Source organism: Actinomyces sp. 594 (assembly GCF_019325145.1).
GTDB lineage: Bacteria > Actinomycetota > Actinomycetes > Actinomycetales > Actinomycetaceae > Actinomyces.
Genome location: NZ_PIZC01000057.1, coordinates 30109 through 46142 on the forward strand (window position 1 = coordinate 30109; position 16034 = coordinate 46142).

Consider the following 16034-nt stretch of genomic DNA (forward strand, 5'->3'; position numbering starts at 1 on the left):
GGTCGGCCGTGGCGAGCCCCTGGGTCACCGCGTCCAGTGCGCGGCGCTGGTGCTCGCGCAGCGTCTTACGGCCAGCGCGCTCCATTACCTCGGGGGTGGCGAGGTTGAACCTGTCCCAGTCAATGGTGGAGTTGAACAAGTCCCTCAAACCGATACGGGATACCGGGACGGCCTGGTTCTCCACCGTGGCTGCGGCCGCGGAGTTCCACTTGTCGGTCGTGGACACGAACAGGCGCGAGCTGAACTCGCCTGTGCCCGACTCAGCCAGGAAGGAGTCGACGTCGCCCTTAGTGACCTGGGACTGCGGGTCATAGAACTTGCACTGCACCGCGCACAGGTCACCGGTGTCGCGCTCGCGGGCCACCAGGTCGACGCCGCGGTCCGGGCGGGCGCCGCGCCCCGGCCAGTCCTTCCACATCCAGACCTCGTCAAAGCGCTCGGCATAGCGGGGGTCGGTCAGGAGGAACTGCCGGACCAGGCGTTCGAAGCTCGTGCCCTTGCCCCGCTGCGTCTGCGCATTGAAGTACAACTCGTCAAGGAGGGCTGCGACGCGGGACTGGTTCTCGGGCGACTGGCTCACGCAGGGCAGCATAGGCGTGGCGAGCAGCGAGCGGGCGTGTTCCGGTCTACAAACTCGGGCTGCGCTCGTCGACGGGCACACGTTGGGTGGATGCAAGCACCATGGCCCATCGCAACCGTATTCAGAGCATGACTCGGCTCACCGACATCAGTCATCCCGAACTCGGAACCGAGACCATCCTGCCGTCGTCGACCGCCTGATCGCCTAGGCGGTCAAGACTGATTCTCCCAATGGGAGCGGAGGAACCGCTTCTTCCCATAGAAGTTGATCTGATGGTCGCCCCACCAGGAGAGGAACTCCTCTGCGGTCTCACCGTTGTGCTCTAATTCGAAGGCGCTATCGAAGGATGCGATAACGCCGTCGGTGGCCTCCGCGAGCGCCGCCGCGGCCAGACCATAACCGGTCGATGCAACGGCCGGCCCAGCGGCGTTGCGGTACTCGCTCCAGTAGTGCCGACGTGCGTCGATCAGGTCAACCGTCTCCGGGGCGAGCCGGTGGGCTAGCTCGGGAAGCAAGCCCCAGCGTCCGATGAACGAGGGGTAGGCGAGGGCATCGGGATCGTCTTCGTTGATGAGGTCGTCATCATCGCGCACAAGGCACTCCGGCCACGAGTTGCTATCCCAGACACCGTTGAGCCAGTATCCGAATCCAATCTCCAAACCCGGCGTCCAGCGCACGTCGGGCGGGACCATGCGCAGTTCCTCGCCCCGCTCCCGCGGATAGCAGGCAGTCACGTCAAGGGTCGAGTCGATGCCGTGCCTGGCCAGGAGCTCACGAAACAGCTCCTCGGTTCGCGCCCGAGTCTGGTGCACCAGCGGGAAGACATCCGTCGTGGAGTAGACGTCGATCGTCGTTGACATGCGTAGACCATACAAATGCCCACTGACATGAACGGTAGGCACCAGTGCCGTCGCCCTCCATACGCTGAATCGCCGTGCCCCGTGCCGACTCGGGGTCTGACATCTACTACGCCGGTTCGGGGTTAACAACGCCAGTTAACGGCCTGATGTATACCTCCCAGCCCTTCAGCAGGCCGTTAAGTAGCGTTGTTAACGGGGAAGTGGCGTTGCAGACGAGAAGAGCGAGTCCCTGTCAGCTCGTAGATCAGGTTGGTTGCCGACACCACCCACCCCGACGCTTCCTGCGCATGCTCAAGCGCACCATGACGTGGTCCAAACGCGGCACCTCTACGGGCGCGGGTGAGCCTCGGCGCCTTCATTGCTGCCGACCACCTCGCCGGAAGCACGTCCACGACGCTTAACGCCACACTTACCTCCCCCGGCGGCCGGTGGGCCGAGGTCGAGGTGACATCGGGCAGCTCCCAGATCGAGAAGGGCGCCCGCTCACTGGCCCGCACCATGCAGCAGATTGACACCTCTGTGGTCGGGAAGCCGGTGCTCAAGGCGGTGACCACCGACACCGGCCCGATGGAAACCCTGCCGAACGCCCTCAACCCTGACACAGAACGCCCTGGGCCACCGCGCACCGCCCAGCCCCGAATCAACTTCGCACTTAACTTCACAACTTACTTCACACACTGTTAAGATAGTTGCGAAGTGTGAAGAAGGTAGGACGCAGCAGCCCATGGACTCCGAGCAACTCTCCACCATCGTCGACCAGCTCCGGGTCATCGGCACCGACCAGCAGGTGCTCGAGGTCAAGTCGAGCGTCGGCAAGGACATTCGTGCCACCCTCAGTGCCTTCTCCAACTCCGCAGGAGGCACCATCCTCATCGGTCTCGACGAGGCACAGGACTTCGCCCCCGTCCCGCACTTCGACGCCGCCCGCACCCGGAACCAGCTCGTTGCCCGTTGCGAGCAGATGACCCCGGTAGTCCGTCCCCTCATTGAGATCGTCTTACTGGGTAAGGCTCCTGTCGTCGTCGCCACGATCCCGGAGATCGAGCCGCGCCACAAGCCCTGTTACGTCACTGACCAGGGGCAATACGGCGGCTCCTACACCAGATCGGGCGACGGCGACCATCGCATGACCCAATACGAGGTTGAAAGGCTCCTGGAAGAGCACACTCAGCCGCGGTGGGATGAGGAAGTGGTGCCCGACGCCACCCTCAACGACCTCGCCGACGACGCCCTGGGGGCCTTCCTTGATGGTCAACGGACCCTCCGCCCCAAGACTTTCGCCGACGGCGACGACACCGCCCGTGAACGCCTGCGCATAACCCGGGACGGGCGCCCCACCCTCGCGGCGCTACTGGCCCTCGGCGAGTACCCTCAGCAGTTCTTCCCAAGACTGACCGTCACCTTCGCCGTGTTCCCCGGTACCGACCGGGGCAGCGTCACCGAAGGCGTGCGCCTGCTCGACAGCGCCACTCTGACCGGTCCGATTCCGGAACTCGTCGAGTCCGCCGTCGACGCCGTTCGTCGCAATATGCGCACGGCCGGCCTGATCGGGGATACCTTCCGCACGGATCTGCCCGACTACCCACTAGTCGCCGTGCGTGAGGCCGTGGTCAACGCCCTCATGCACCGGGACTACTCGCCGGCCGCGCGCGGCGCACAGGTACAGGTCAGCATGTTCGTCGACCGGCTCGAGATCATGAACCCGGGCGGTCTATACGGCGCCGTCACGGTAGAGACCTTGGGCCAAGCTGGTGTGAGCACAAGCCGCAACCAGCGCTTGTCAACCCTATTGGAGTCCACCACCTTCCCCAATGGTGGCGCCGTGGCCGAAAACCGCGGTACCGGAATCGCGGTCATCCGGCACGCCCTTGCCGAGGCCCTCCTGCCGCCGCCCGAAATCAAGAGCTCGGTCACCAGCTTCACCATCACACTCCGACGCCGGCGCGTCGTGCCAAGGGAGCGGAACGCACCCGCTCGAGACCGTATCGCCGATTACCTCACCAAGCATGAGAGCGCCTCGGCCGCCGAACTCGCCGAGACCTTCACCCTCAGCCGCAGCACCATCCAGAACGCCCTGAGGGGATTGATTGCCGACGGGACAGTGGAGGCGACCGAACCTCCGCGTAGCCCGAAGCAGCGCTACCGCTTGGCACGCCAGTAACGTCACGCTTAACTTCACAGGGTGTGAAGTTGGGCGTGAAGTTGACTGGTAAGTCCGGCATCAACGCCGTTCGACCCAGCCAGCCGCCTCCATTCAGTCCGCGAACCTCCGCCTTCCGCCTCACTTACCGCATGGACACGCGGGACTCATTGGGTCATGACTACCTGCCCGCGTCGTCGACGCCCAGCTTGGCCCGCACCGTGCAGCAGATTGACACCTCCGTGGTCGGGGAGCCGGTCCTCAAGCTGGTGGTCACCGGCACCGGCCCGTCGCCGCCCGGCCGGCACGGCGCAGCCGCGAGGGCGTTTGCTACGCCGGTTCGGGGTTAACAACGCCAGTTAACGGCCTGCTGTATACCTCCCAGCCCTTCAGCAGGCCGTTAAGTAGCGTTGTTAACGGGAAAGGGGCGTAGCAGACGACAAGAGCGCATCCTCCAGCAAGTGGCCCAGGGCTAACACCGTCGCCGACGCCGCAACCGCCACCCGCTACAGGCCACCCGTCTCGCCGCCTACCGCATGCCGCCGCCTGGGGTTGTGCCCTCCTCCAGGGGGGTGAGGCAGGGAACCGGACCGCATACACCAAGAGAGCGCCGCCCCTTCACGACACGACCAGGGGATGGCGCAGGGAACCGGACCGCATACACCCGGCGCCTGCGGCTCGCCCCTTAGGCTGATGCGGGACATCACCACCGATCCGCACCCCTACAGCCACAGGTCACGACGCCGTCGCACCCCGCGCGCGCTCTCCGGCGGAAACAGGCTCTCTACCCGCCGCACTAGCCGCTCGGGATCGGCCAGCTCCCGCCACTCGAAGCGATGCACCGTCCACCCACCGCGGCGCAGCACCATCTCGCGCTGTTTCTCCGCGCGCACGTCCGCCGACGTCGCCAGCTTGCCGTAGCCGTCGAACTCCAGGTCAACCATGGCGCTGTCCACGGCGACGTCGAGGAAGTACTCGCGCGCATCGTCGCCGATCCAGCGCCGCTGTGTCACCGGTTCCGGCACCCCGGCCACATCTACCGCCCAGCGCAACACGCTCTCACCCGGCGACTCCGCGAAAGGATCCGCCCGCTCCACCGCCACCCTGGCGCGGCGCTTTCCGTGGCGCTGGCCCTGGCCCTCCACCATGCGCATCAGCCGCTCGCGCGCCGCATCGACCTCCATCTCGCCGTAGCAGCGCCGGTTGAACCGATCGGGTCTGCACACCACCCGCAGGGCGGCATCCACCACAGGCAGTGACTCGCGCACCGGCAGGTCGAAGGCACAGTCCATGGCTGTGCGCAGCGGCGTGGTCACCCGCAGCCCGCCCACATTGATGACCTCCTCCGGCAGTGGCGCGGTCGTCGAACGCAACAGCTTCACCGACCGACCACGACGTCGACCCTCCGGAGGCCCATACATGACCGTCGGGAGAACAAGGGTGCTACGCGACCGGTTCCCGGGCACAGCCAGGCGGACGTTCGGCTCCGACTCCAGAATGGGCAGGCCCAGCACCACCGCTGCGGCCTCGTGGGTCAGGGCGATTGCCGACGGCGACACTCGCAGCGCCGCCTCGCAGCGCGCCAGCGTGACGAGCTGCTTCAGGCGCCAGGTCGGTGTGTCGCTGCCGGGAACGGTCATGTAGCCGCCGCGCGCCACCCGTATTAGATCCCGCCGACCGGCCAGGTCCCCGTCGGAGCGGTCGGCAGTGAATTGCATCCGGGGACGCTCCGGTGGCGTCGGGTAGTGCTGCATGCCAGCAGGATTGCCTCCATCCGACGGCGGTGCCACCGCGCCCCACGAGCTCTGTGGACAGGGGTGCCGCGAACGTTGCCTGTGGACGCCGGTGAGAGGTCGGTGGCGGTGGCGGGCCGGTGATGGCCCGGTCGAGCGCCACGCACTCCACCGAAAGTCGCCCAGTTGCGGGCGCCGCGCGCCGCCCAGCCCTCGACACGTCCCCGCACGCCCCAACCGGCCCGGCACGGCACAGCCGCGAGGGCGTTTGCTACGCCGGTTCGGGGTTAACAACGCCAGTTAACGGCCTGCTGTATACCTCCCAGCCCTTCAGCAGGCCGTTAAGTAGCGTTGTTAACGGGAAAGGGGCGTAGCAGACGGCGCTGCGGGCACGATCGCCACTGCCGACAACGCCCGCCCCGGCCAACGCCGACTTCCCGCTACACGCCGCACATTGCCAACGCCGCAAGCCGCCACACACCACCGACGCCGCACACCGCCACACGCCACTCGCCGCACACCGCCAACGCCGCAAGCCGCCTCCCGCCGCAGGCCGCACACCACCGACGCCGCGAGCCGCCTCCCGCCGCAGGCCGCACACCACCGACGCCGCCCGCCGCCTACTTCCCGCCGCGCGCCGCCCACCAGGAGTGCAGTGCCTCGCGCGCCAGGTCCTCGCCCAGGGGTCCCTTCTCCATGCGCAGGTCCATGAGGAAGCGGTAGGCCTCGCCAACCACCGGCCCGGGCCCGACGCCGAGCTCTGCCATGATCTGCTTGCCGTCCAGGTCCGGGCGGATGGCGGCCAGCTCCTCCTCCGCGCGCAGCTGCGCGATGCGGGCCTCCAGGTCGTCGTAGGCCGCGTCCAGCATGTGGGCCTTGCGCTTGTTCCGGGTGGTCACGTCCGCGCGGGTCAGCCGGTGCAGCCGCTCCAGCAGTGGCCCGGCGTCAGCCACGTACCGGCGCACCGCGGAGTCGGACCAGGCGGCGTCGGCGTAGCCGTGGAAGCGCAGGTGCAGCTCCACCAGCCGGGAGACGTCCTTGATGGTCTGCTTGTCGAAGCGCAGTTTCCGCATGCGCTTGGCCGTCATGCGGGCGCCGACGTGGTCGTGCCCGTGGAAGGTGACGGTGCCATCACGCAGGAAGCGGCGGGTGGCGGGCTTGCCGATGTCGTGGAAGATCGCCGCCAGCCGCAGCGTGAGGTCAGGGCCGGGGACGGGCCCGTCTGGGCCGGTCTCCAGGTCGATGGCCTGCTCCAGCACCGTCAGGGTGTGCTCGTAGACGTCCTTGTGGCGCTTGTGCTCATCGACGGTCTCCTGCAGGGCGGCCAGCTCGGGCAGCACCACGTCGGCCACCCCGGTGTGCACCATAAGCTCCAGCCCGCGGCGCGGCCAGGGCGCCAGCAGCAGCCGCTCCAGCTCGGCGCGCACCCGCTCGGCGGAGACGATCTCCAGCCGTGGCGCCATATCGGTCATGGCGGCCAGCACGTCGGGCTCGACGTCGAATCCCAGTTGGGCGGCAAAGCGTGCGGCCCGCATGATCCGCAGCGGGTCGTCATCGAAGGACTGCTCGGCGGCCACCGGGGTGCGCAACACGCCCGCCCGCAGGTCCTCAAGGCCGCCGTGGGGGTCGACCAGTTCCAGCTCCGGCAGCCGCAGCGCCATGGCGTTGACGGTGAAGTCGCGGCGGGTGAGGTCACCCACAAGGCTGTCGCCGTAGGCGACGGCGGGCTTGCGGGAGCCGGTCTCGTACTCCTCGGTGCGGTAGGTGGTGACCTCCACGACGTCATCACCCTTGCGGGCCCCGATGGTGCCGAAGGCCTTGCCGACGTCCCAGCAGGCGTCGCCCCAGGCCTTCATGATCGCTTCGGTCTGCTCGGGGCGGGCAGAGGTGGCGCAGTCCAGGTCATGCGGAACGACGCCGAGGAAGGCGTCACGCACCGGCCCACCGACCAGTGCGAGTTCATGTCCGGCGTCGGCGAAGCGACGACCCAGCTCGTGCAGCGAGTCCGGCAGGGCGCGCAGGGCCCGGCGGGCGGTGGGGGTAAGGCCGTCGGCGTCGGGGCGCTCGGCGGGGACGACGGCGGTGCGGCGCTCCGTACGGGAGGCGGGCGTGGTGGCGGGGGCGGTCGGGCGGTCGGTCATCGGCCTAAGCCTGCCACGCGGAACGCAAGCAAGCCGATCGGCGGGCAGACCGCCTAGAGTGTCCCTATGTCCTCCCACCGCTCACGTATGCCCCGCGCCGGCAACCGGCCGCGGCGCACGACCGCGCGCTCGCTGCCCGTGGTCGATGAGACGAGCGCCGGCGGGCTGATCATCGACGTGCAGGACGGGAAGGCCGTCACGGCCGTGATTGCGCGCCGTAACCGGGGAGGACGCCTGGAGTGGTGCCTGCCGAAGGGGCACCTGGAGGGCACGGAGACCGCCGAGGAGGCGGCCGTGCGGGAGATCGCGGAGGAGACCGGCATCACGGGCCGGGTACTGCGTCACCTGGCCACCGTTGACTACTGGTTCGCCGGTGAGGACCACCGCGTGCACAAGGTCGTCCACCACTTCCTGCTGGAGGCGCTGTGCGGCGATCTCACCACCGAGAACGATCCCGACCATGAGGCGGAGGACGTCGAGTGGGTGACCCTGGATGACGTCGCCCGCCGCCTGGCTTACCCCAATGAGCGCCGGATCGTTGCGGCCGCCAGGGAGATCCTGGTGGGTGAGGGGTGAGGTCCGCCGGGTCTGTCCGCCACCCGCCGCGCCGGCACGCCCCCCGGCGGGTTTTGACGGCACTGGTGTCCGTCCTGCTGGCCGCGCTTGTGATGGTGGGCGCGCCCGCCCTGTCTGCGGCGCGCGCGGCTCCGGTCGCGGGCGGGGAGGAGGTGTCGGTGGGCGGCCCCGGCGCCGGGATCATCATGGGCCAGGGGGCGCTGCCCGCCGCCTCACTTGGCGCGGCCCGCTCCGATGTCACCGACTCCGCCCAGGACGCCGTCTCCGGGCGCGTCGTCCTGTCTGTCACGGGGCTGGCTCCGGAGGTCGTGGGAACGGGCGAGGACATCACCGTCAGCGGCACGATCACTAATGGCACCGATCAGCCGATCAGTGACGTCGCCCTGGTGGTGCAGATGCAGTCGCGCACCGAGGTGACGACGGCGGGGCTGGCCGCCTGGCTGGGCGATGAGCAGGACACTCCGCTGGTCACCGTCGCCCAGCAGGCCCTGGCGGCGGATGTCGCCCCGGGGATGGCGCAGTCCTTCCGGGTGACGGTGCGCGCTGACGACCTTCCGCTGGAGGATACCGACCAGTGGGGTCCGCGGGGCGTGCAGGTGGCGCTGATTCAGGGGTATACGACTGTCACCGAGGATCGCACCATCCTGCTGTGGGATCCGGGCGTGCGCGTCAGTCCCACCCGGGTGACGGTATTCGTGCCGGTGACGGCCTCGCCGGAGGAACTGCTGGCGCTGACCGCCGCCACCCGCGGCACGCAAGAGGAGCCGCCCGCCGCGCCATCGCCCTCCCCGAGCGCGACTGCCGACCCCTCCGGGGGCGCCGCCGACCAGGCGGGCGCACCGGCCGCGGACTCCGGCACCCCTGACGCGGCCGACGCCGCCCCCGGCCCCACCGCTCCACCCGCATCCGTCCCCGATCCTGAAGCCACCGCTGCCTCCCCAAAGGCCACGGCCACAGACTCCGCCAGTGCGGACGCTGCCGGCACCGCGGCTGCGCAGCCACGGGCCGGCCAGCCACTGACCGCCCTGCGCGAGCGCGTGCTGGGGCTGCTGGGCCTGGCCGACGACGGCGTGGTCCTGGCGGTGGACCCGGCCCTGCTCGCAGCACTGGGCCTGGATTCCATTCCGGCAAACGCAACCGCCTCACCCGGTGCGACACCCTCTGCCGGCACCGCGAGCGCCGCAGCGGAGACCGCGCCCGCGGCGACCGATGCCGACCGCCTGCGCAATGCTCTCGCTGCCGCCCTGCAGGCCGGCGACGTGGTGGTCCTGCCCTGGGCCGATGCCGACTTGTCCGGCCTGGCACACCTGGGTGAGACCGAGCTGATCGAGTCCGCCTTGGAGCGAGCCGCGGACTCCGCGGCGGCACAGGCCGGCGCCGGCACTGATGCGGTCTGGTCGGCCGGCGCCCTGGACGCCACCACGCTGGCGTCCCTGCCCGACTCGGTAACCACCGTGGTGGCCGAGCCCGGTGACGCGGAAGTCGCCGAGGACCTGACCTACACGCCCTCGGGCACCATGACGCTTGATGGCCGCACTGTGCTCATACCGGAGGAGGGCCTGTCCGCCGCGGCCGGGGGCCGCCTGGTCACCGGCCAGGGAGATGCGGAGCTTTCCGTGCTCGACGCCGTCCAGCTGCTGCGCGGCCAGGCCGCCATCCTGACCCGCCAAGCGCCGGCTCTCAGCCGCGACATCGTCGTGGCCGTGTCCCGCGCGGATGCCGCGGGCACCGCGCCGGAGGTGCTCCGCGAGCGCCTGGCCGCCCTTACCGGTTCCGCCTGGACCGAGGCGCAGGACCTTCCGGCCCTGGTGGCGTCTGCTGCCGACTCGGCTACCAACGGCGAGGAGGCGGTGCGCATGCCGCTGCCCGACTCCGCCAGCGGGGAGGGCGAGGTGACCGCGATGACCCTGGCGGCGGCCCGGGAGGCTGCCACCCGCCTGGAGTCGGTTGCGTCCATCCTGAGTGACCCGGACCGCGCCCTGGGCATGTCCTCGGATGTGGTCGCCCTGGCCGGATCGGCAACCTGGAGGACCGACGAGGCCGCCTGCACCACCATGATCAGCCAGGCGCGCGCCCACGGTGAGGCGGTCACTCAGGCCCTGGCGGCGGCGCCGTCGAGCACCATCAACCTCATCGCCTCGGCCGCTGACCTGCCGGTGCGGATCGTCTCCTCCCTGGATCAGGACGTGACGGTCACGGTCCACCTGGAGTCCAGTTCCACGCGCCTGCAGATCGCCAAGGACGTCACGGTCACGGTGCCGGCCCGCGGGCAGGCGACGGCGAGCGTGCCGGTCACCGCGGTCGGTTCCGGCGACGTCGATCTGACCATTCAGCTGCGTTCCGACGACGGCGCAAGCGTCGGCACGCCCTCCACGGTCCACCTGCGGGTGCGGGCCGACTGGGAGAATGTGGGCACCCGCATCCTCAGCGCGGCGCTGGTGGTCCTTCTGGTTGCCGGCATTGTCCGGACCGTGCGCCGGGGACGCCGCACCGCCACACCCAGGGAGCGTAGATGAAGCAGGACGGGGCCGAGCCCCAGAACCCGAGCCCGGACGCGCAGGGACGTCAGGACGGCCCGCAGCGGCCGACGCCGTCGATTGCCCGCTCCAGCGCGGTTATGGCGGCGGGCACGCTGACCTCCCGCATTCTGGGGCTGGTGCGCAACGCACTGCTGATCTCCGCGCTGGGCGCCACCGCCTCCGGGGCCGCGGACGCCTTCAACACCGCCAACACGGTGCCCACGCAGCTGTACAACCTGCTGATCGGCGGCATCCTGAACGCGATCCTGGTGCCGCAGATCGTGCGGGCCCTGCGGCAGCGCAACGGGGAGGAGCTGGTTAACCGGCTGCTGACGGCGGCGTCCCTGGTGATCGCGGGCGTGGCCGCCTTGCTGACCGTGGCCGCGCCGCTGGTGATCATGCTTTACGCCTCGGGCCTGGGTCGCTGGCAGCCGCTGGCCTTCGCCTTCGCGTTCTGGTGTATGCCGCAGATCTTCTTCTACGGCCTGTACGCCCTGTGGGGGCAGGTGCTCAACGCACGCTCCAGCTTCGGCCCGTACATGTGGTCGCCGGTGCTGAACAACATCATCTCCATCGCCTCAATCCTGGCGTACCTGCATATTTACGGCGGTTACACCACCGGTCAAGACCCGGGCATCTGGGACGCGGGCCGCATCGCCCTGATCGGGGCGACGACGACGCTCGGTATCGCCGCCCAGGCGCTGATCCTGTATATCCCGCTGGTCCGCTCGGGCTTCCGCCCCAAGATCATCTTCGGGGTGCGCGGCATGGGGCTGGGCAGCATGTCCAAGGTGGCACTGTGGGCGCTGCTGGGCACCGCGATCGTGTCACTGGGTGACCTGGCGGCCACGAACCTGGGTTCGCGGGCGGTTACGGCCGCCGAGTCCGCCGCCTACGCGGATGTGATCGTCCCGTCTACGACGATGTACGCCAACGCCCAGCTGGTGTACATGCTGCCGCAGTCACTGATCACCACCTCGATCATCACCGCCCTGTTCACTCGCATGAGTGAGAAGGCTGCGGCCGGGGACCGTGAGGGGGTGCGCGACGACCTGTCGCTGGGACTGCGCTCCATCGCGGTGTTCACGGTGCTGTTCGCCGCCGGTATTGCCACTTTGGCCGCCCCGGCGCTGCAAGTCTTCGTCCCCTCCCTGTCCCTGGAGCAGGCCAATGCCTCCGCCCCGATCCTGACGGTGCTGGCGATCGGCATTGTGGGGCAGGGCGTCTGGTTCACCATGCAGCGGGTCATGCTCGCTTACGCCGACACCAAGCGGCTGCTGATCGCCGACACGGTGGTGGGCGTCATCCCGATACTGGTCTGCCTGGGCGCCTACCTGCTGGCGCCGGCCAACCACTGGATGGTGTGGGCGGCGGTGGCCTCGGCCACCTGCCAGGTGGCCGGCTTCCTGATTCTGGTGCCGCTGATGCGTCGGCATCTGCCGGACCTGGACGGGCCCCGGGTGCTGGGAACCTATGCGCGGCTGATCCTTGCTGCCCTGCCCGCGGTGCTGGTGGGCCTGGGCGTGCGCCGCCTGCTGGGTCCCGCTGACGGCTCCCTGACCGGCACGCGGCCGGTCGACGCGCTGGTTACCGTACTGGTGGCGGCAACGGTGATGACGGTGGTCTACCTGGCCGGCGCGAAGCTGTTGCGGGTGCAGGAGCTGGACGTGTTCTTCGGTCCGCTCTCACGCATCGTCGTCAAGTGCGGTCGGCTCCTGCCCGGGCCCGCGGGCACGGCGGTGGTGCGTGCGGGCCGCGCCCTGGCTCCGACGCCGTCGGCCCCCGGGCCGGCACCCTCCACGGTTGCCGAGCCCGAGCCCGCGCTGCCTCCGTCCTTCCCCCCTGCTGCCCCTGCACTCCCGCAGGGAGCCCGCCAGACCTCCGCCCCGCCCCCGCCGCCCGCGAATATCGGTTTCGCCCCGGCCGCCGTCTGGCCCGCCGATCCGGCTAGACTCGCCTTCAACACGCAGGCGCTACCAGCAGTGGGAGGTGGCCTTATGGCGGACGCCACGCCGATCGGCTCCGGCCGGTATGAACTGCTGTCCACCATGCCGGCGACGCTGCCCCGCATCGTGCGGCACCTGGGCCGCGACACGATTCTGGACCGTCCGGTCACCGTCCTGCTACTGACCGATGCCACTCCGCACCGCCGCGAGGTGCTGGAGGCGGCCACCCGCGCCGTCCTGGTGGATGACGCCCGCATCCAGCGCGTTTACGACGTGGAGGCGTCCACGCCGTCGTTCATCGTCACCGAGCCGATGACGGGCCGGACCTTCGCCGCCCTGGTCGGCGCGGGGCTGGACGCCGCCCAGGTGCGGGCGATCGTCGGTGAGGCCGCGCAGGCCCTGGACGCCTGCTCGCGCCGCGGGCTGCACCACCTGAACCTGACGCCGGAGTCCTTGCGCGTACGCCCGGACGGCACCGTGCAGGTGTCCGGCGTCGGTGTGGAGGCGGCTGCGCTGGGGCTGGATACCAGCATCGCCGCGGACCCGCTGGCGGCGGACCGCACCGACGCACGCGCCCTGGTGGAGCTGCTCTACTTCGGGCTGACGGGACGCTGGCCGGGCAAGCTCGCCGGCCTGCCCACGGCCCCCATGGTCGGCGGGGCGCCGGTGCCTCCGTCGCAGCTCGCCCGCACTCCCGACGACGTCGATGCCGCCCTGGACGCGCTGGTTGCCCGCACCTGGGCGGGCACCACTCAGGCGCCGACCTCCGCCGCGGAGATCGCACGCGTGCTGGCGCCCTGGGATACCGGCGTGCTGGCTGGACTGGTGCACCCGACGACCACTACGCCCGGGGCGGCCCCGCAGCCGCCCGCGGAGCCCGGTTCGGCCTTGGGCGGTGCCGCCACCGCCGCGCTGGGCGGCATGGCAGGCGGCGTCCTGGCCCGGCTGCGGCGTCGCTCCACGGCGCGGGCGGCGGATGCGGCGCACACCGTGGACCCGTCGGAGTCTGTGGCCGCAACGGCGGCTGCGCCGGTCACGCAGGCCCGCGGCGGCTCCGCCGTTGCGCCCGCCCCGGTAGATGCCGCCGATTCAGCAGCGGGAGCGGCCGGTGTGGGGTCAGCCGCCGGAACGGCCGGCTCGGCCGGGCCGGGCGCACCCGCCCAGCCGTTCACGCCCGGCCCCTCCCTGCAGGAGGACGTGACCTCGGCCCAGGACCAGGGCGGCTACGACGATGCCGAGGCGCAGGAGCGCGCGGTGAACCGGACCACCACTGGCGTACTGGTCGCGGTGCTTGTGGCGGTTGTGATCGGAGTGTTCTTCGCCGTCCACAACCTGCTGGGGCTGGCCAACGTGAAGTTCCAGGATGATGACATCCCTGCCGCCAAGACGGTGCCCACCGCCTCGGCGCCCGCCACTGCCGCGCCGGAGCAGCAGGAGGAGGCCGAGGAGCCCGAGCCGAAGGCGTCGGCCACGCCGGCCTCCGCCCAGGCACTCGATCCCTTCGGGGACAACAATGAGCACCCGGAGAACGCGGCCCTGGTCATTGACGGCTCCACCGACCAGGCCTGGTCCTCGCGCTTCTACTACGATGCCTCGCTCGCCTGGAAGCAGGGCATAGGCATGGCGGTGGTCCTGGAGGAGGAGGCGCAGGTCTCCGGTGTCGATATTCACGGCACGGGTGTCGGCGGGAACGTGCAGGTGCGCGCCACCAGCGCGGATGATCCGACCGGTGGGACGCTGCTGGCCGAGGGTGCCTTCAGTGAGGGCACAACCTCCTTCGACTTCGATGCCGCCACCACCGAGTCGATCGTGCTGTGGGTGACGGATCTACCGACCGCAGCCGACGGCCAATATAAGCTCACCATCTCTGAGATCACTTTCAAATAGGTCGCTCCACTGGAACAAAGCGCCCTCCGCCCCGGTTCATGGGGACGTACCCACTTGGTACCGGCAGGTGCAGGCCCGCCGGGAAGATGCGAATCAGGAGAGTCATGGTTCACGACGTCGTCATTGTCGGCTCCGGCCCCGGGGGCTACACCGCGGCGATCTACGCCGCTCGCGCCCAGCTTCACCCGATCGTGCTGGCGGGCTCCGTCACCGCCGGCGGTGCCTTGATGAACACCACCGAGGTGGAGAACTACCCCGGCTTCGGCGAGGGCATCATGGGTCCCGACCTGATGACGCAGATGCAGGAGCAGGCCGAGCGCTTCGGCGCCGACGTCCGCTTCGAGGATGTCACCGCTCTGGACCTGACCGGTGAGATCAAGCGCATCACCACCGACGACGCCGTATACGAGGCGCGCACCGTGATCCTGTCCACGGGCTCGGAGTACCGCAAGCTCGGGCTCGATGGGGAGGACCGGCTGTCCGGCCACGGTGTGTCCTACTGCGCCACCTGCGATGGCTTCTTCTTCAAGGACAAGCCGATCGTCGTCGTCGGCGGCGGTGACTCCGCCATGGAGGAGGCCACCTTCCTGTCCCGCTTCGGCTCCTCGGTCACGGTGGTGCACCGGCGCGACCAGCTGCGTGCCAGCGCGGTCATGGCCAAGCGGGCGCAGGACGACCCGAAGATCGACTTCGCCTGGAACTCCCGGGTGGTGGGGCTCAATGGCGCCGCCGCCCTGGAGTCGGTGACCCTGGAGGACACCGTCACCGGCGAGCGCCGTGAGATTCCGGCCGCTGGGCTGTTCGTAGCCATCGGGCAGATTCCGCGCTCGGAGCTGGTCAGCGACGTGCTGGAGCTGGACGAGGCCGGCTACATCAAGGTTGACTCGCCCTCTCAGCGCACCAACATCCCCGGTGTGTTCGCCTGCGGCGACGTGGCCGACCCGCAGTACCAGCAGGCAGTGACCGCAGCCGGCTCGGGCTGCCGGGCGGCCCTGGACGCGGAGGCCTACCTGGCCGAGCTGGACGCCTGAGGGCGCGCCCGCAAGTCAAGCGGCACTTCCGGCCGCATACCGGATTCGACCGCGTAGGCGTACCGGGCCGCGTCGTTCATTCACGTTTTCCGACATATCCACATCTAGTCCCTAAAGGAGTACCCATGTCCAATGCCCTTCCCGTCACCGACGCCACCTTTGAGGCCGAGGTCATGCAGTCCGACGTTCCGGTCGTAGTCGACTTCTGGGCCGAGTGGTGCGGTCCGTGCCGCCAGATGGCCCCCGTCGTGGACGAGGTCGCCGCCGAGCTGGGTGAGCGGGCGAAGTTCGTCAAGCTGGACGTGGACGCCAACCCGGCCACCACCCGCTCCTTCGGCGTGCGCTCCATCCCGACCTTCGCCGTCGTCTCGGGCGGCGAGGTGGTGCACCAGTTCGCCGGCTCCCGCCCGAAGGCATCCTTCAAGGCGCAGCTGGACAAGGTCATCGTCTGACGCCCGAGTACAGGCATGTCGGCCCTGCGAGCCGTGTCGGTTGACTGATTCTGGGAGGCCGCTCGCGCGCGAATGTCGCAGATCGGCACAAACGCTGGCAGTAATGACCAGACAGTACGACGTAACCGCGTGATTCCAACGATCGTCGGCGGGCCCTTTGGGCCCGCCG

General features: G+C 69.6%; 11 protein-coding genes. 7 read left to right on the forward strand and 4 right to left on the reverse strand.

Features of this window, described 5'->3' with window-relative positions; translation table 11 throughout:
* Window positions 1-580 (reverse strand): restriction endonuclease (locus tag GZ998_RS09735; protein ID WP_308807209.1); only part of this gene is annotated, 580 nt, incomplete at its 3' end.
* A 212-nt stretch (window positions 581-792) separates the two neighbouring features.
* Window positions 793-1440, reverse strand: a complete 648-nt coding sequence (locus tag GZ998_RS09740; RefSeq protein WP_219109725.1) for a hypothetical protein — start codon at window positions 1438-1440, stop codon at window positions 793-795.
* Window positions 1441-1779: 339 nt separating this feature from the next.
* On the opposite strand from GZ998_RS09740, the gene GZ998_RS09745 reads away from it, so the two are divergent.
* Complete coding sequence (locus GZ998_RS09745; protein ID WP_162679595.1) at window positions 1780-2124, forward strand: hypothetical protein; 345 nt, start codon at window positions 1780-1782, stop codon at window positions 2122-2124.
* 40 nt (window positions 2125-2164) lie between these two features.
* Window positions 2165-3601 carry an ATP-binding protein gene (locus GZ998_RS09750; RefSeq protein WP_219109726.1) on the forward strand — a complete coding sequence of 479 codons (1437 nt, stop codon included), beginning with the start codon at window positions 2165-2167 and terminating at the stop codon, window positions 3599-3601.
* 701 nt (window positions 3602-4302) lie between these two features.
* Here the strand turns inward: GZ998_RS09750 and GZ998_RS09755 are convergent.
* Complete coding sequence (locus GZ998_RS09755; RefSeq protein ID WP_162679593.1) at window positions 4303-5298, reverse strand: hypothetical protein; 996 nt, start codon at window positions 5296-5298, stop codon at window positions 4303-4305.
* A 635-nt stretch (window positions 5299-5933) separates the two neighbouring features.
* Window positions 5934-7454, reverse strand: a complete 1521-nt coding sequence (locus GZ998_RS09760) for a CCA tRNA nucleotidyltransferase (RefSeq protein ID WP_219109727.1) — start codon at window positions 7452-7454, stop codon at window positions 5934-5936.
* A 66-nt stretch (window positions 7455-7520) separates the two neighbouring features.
* Between GZ998_RS09760 and GZ998_RS09765 the strand changes: the two genes are divergently transcribed.
* From GZ998_RS09765 to trxA, 5 genes are all read left to right on the forward strand, one after another.
* Entirely contained in the window at window positions 7521-8030 is a 510-nt protein-coding gene (locus GZ998_RS09765) for an NUDIX hydrolase (protein WP_161925181.1), read from the forward strand.
* Window positions 8027-10546: a DUF6049 family protein gene (locus GZ998_RS09770; RefSeq protein ID WP_308807210.1), complete on the forward strand. Its 2520-nt coding sequence runs from the start codon at window positions 8027-8029 to the stop codon at window positions 10544-10546. The genes GZ998_RS09765 and GZ998_RS09770 overlap by 4 nt, the downstream gene beginning before the upstream one ends.
* A complete protein-coding gene (locus GZ998_RS09775; protein ID WP_219109729.1) occupies window positions 10543-14382 on the forward strand; it encodes a murein biosynthesis integral membrane protein MurJ in 3840 nt (1279 codons plus the stop codon). Before GZ998_RS09770 ends, GZ998_RS09775 begins: the two co-directional genes overlap by 4 nt.
* 104 nt (window positions 14383-14486) lie before the next feature.
* On the forward strand, window positions 14487-15413 hold the full coding sequence (gene trxB, locus GZ998_RS09780; protein ID WP_219109730.1) for a thioredoxin-disulfide reductase: 927 nt from the start codon (window positions 14487-14489) through the stop codon (window positions 15411-15413).
* Window positions 15414-15538: 125 nt separating this feature from the next.
* On the forward strand, window positions 15539-15865 hold the full coding sequence (gene trxA / locus GZ998_RS09785) for a thioredoxin (protein WP_219109731.1): 327 nt from the start codon (window positions 15539-15541) through the stop codon (window positions 15863-15865).
* Window positions 15866-16034: the final 169 nt, after the last annotated feature.

Coding starts and splice junctions, on each gene's coding strand:
- GZ998_RS09740 (WP_219109725.1), bottom strand. CDS start 1,440: ATGTCAACGACGATCGACGTCTACTCCACGACGGATGTCTTCCCGCTG.
- GZ998_RS09750 (WP_219109726.1), top strand. CDS start 2,165: ATGGACTCCGAGCAACTCTCCACCATCGTCGACCAGCTCCGGGTCATC.
- GZ998_RS09755 (WP_162679593.1), bottom strand. CDS start 5,298: ATGCAATTCACTGCCGACCGCTCCGACGGGGACCTGGCCGGTCGGCGG.
- GZ998_RS09760 (WP_219109727.1), bottom strand. CDS start 7,454: ATGACCGACCGCCCGACCGCCCCCGCCACCACGCCCGCCTCCCGTACG.
- GZ998_RS09765 (WP_161925181.1), top strand. CDS start 7,521: ATGTCCTCCCACCGCTCACGTATGCCCCGCGCCGGCAACCGGCCGCGG.
- GZ998_RS09775 (WP_219109729.1), top strand. CDS start 10,543: ATGAAGCAGGACGGGGCCGAGCCCCAGAACCCGAGCCCGGACGCGCAG.
- trxB (WP_219109730.1), top strand. CDS start 14,487: ATGGTTCACGACGTCGTCATTGTCGGCTCCGGCCCCGGGGGCTACACC.
- trxA (WP_219109731.1), top strand. CDS start 15,539: ATGTCCAATGCCCTTCCCGTCACCGACGCCACCTTTGAGGCCGAGGTC.